Annotated in this window: 2 tRNA genes and 2 rRNA genes; all 4 read right to left on the reverse strand. The window is 47.6% G+C overall.

Going from position 1 to position 1,114, the window contains the following annotated elements:
- Positions 1 to 107, reverse strand: a 23S ribosomal RNA gene (locus CWE14_RS14665); the annotation flags it as partial.
- Between the two features lie 451 nt (positions 108 to 558).
- A tRNA-Ala gene (locus tag CWE14_RS14670) sits at positions 559 to 634 on the reverse strand.
- A 104-nt stretch (positions 635 to 738) separates the two neighbouring features.
- A tRNA-Ile gene (locus tag CWE14_RS14675) sits at positions 739 to 815 on the reverse strand.
- Positions 816 to 1,045: 230 nt separating this feature from the next.
- Positions 1,046 to 1,114 (reverse strand): 16S ribosomal RNA (locus tag CWE14_RS14680); the annotation flags it as partial.

Here is a 1,114-nt window from a genome sequence, read left to right on the forward strand (position 1 = left end):
TGATTCAAATGCCTCTTACTGGCTTATCATGGCTTATCGCAAGTTAGTACGTCCTTCATCGCCTCCAACTGCCTAGGCATCCACCGTGTACGCTTAGTCACTTAACCATACAACCCAAAAACGTATAAGGGCTTGTCTTTTTCGCAAATGCCAGCGTTGCTGTCTTCACTCAATCGGTCACATACTCAATGTATGCTCCCTCAATCGTTCGACGGCGCCTTGGCCTTCACAAAAAATCCTTCGCCTTAAAGCTTCGAGTCGTACTTCTTTATTACATGACAAAGTACGATACGCCTCTACACCAAGTGTGTCTTGTAGAGTATTACCTAAGAGATTTCTCTTTGTTTGTTACAATCAGCTTGTCCAAGTTGTAAAAGAGCACGTAACAGTAAGTTACTGATAAATAATGTCTTAAACATCACTTATCGCTAACTTATCGTTCGCTAGGTAAATAAACGTTTGCAGGTCGCCTCGTAGCCATTTGCTTGTAGACAAGGCGTGGTGCGAGGACGTGTACTGTAGTACACGACGAGTGCCACAACGCAGGATACGAGGAAATGGTGGAGCCAAGCGGGATCGAACCGCTGACCTCCTGCGTGCAAGGCAGGCGCTCTCCCAGCTGAGCTATGGCCCCAATACCTGTGGAACTTTCCGCAGAATTTGGTTGGAGGCAAGGCGGCAAGGAGGACGCATACTGTAGTATGCGACGACGCAGCCAACGCAGCATCCAATCAAATTTGGTGGGTCTGAGTAGACTTGAACTACCGACCTCACCCTTATCAGGGGTGCGCTCTAACCAGCTGAGCTACAGACCCAGTATCCTAAACGTTACCGAACCTGTGTCGGTCGGTGACCTCACGCTCATCTGAATGTGCGTTCGAACCAACTAAGCTACAGACCCAGTATCCGTACAATGAACATCCGTTCTGTGTGTCATCCACACAAAACACGCGATAACTTTCATCATCACGTATATTCACGTTTATTTACCATGTATCAAAGCCAATTCAATCTGTGTGAGCACTCACATCTTTTGAGCTATCGTTAAGGAGGTGATCCAGCCGCAGGTTCCCCTACGGCTACCTTGTTACGACTTCACCCCAGTCATGAACCA

This window comes from Aliidiomarina soli (genome assembly GCF_003986975.1).
GTDB lineage: Bacteria > Pseudomonadota > Gammaproteobacteria > Enterobacterales > Alteromonadaceae > Aliidiomarina > Aliidiomarina soli.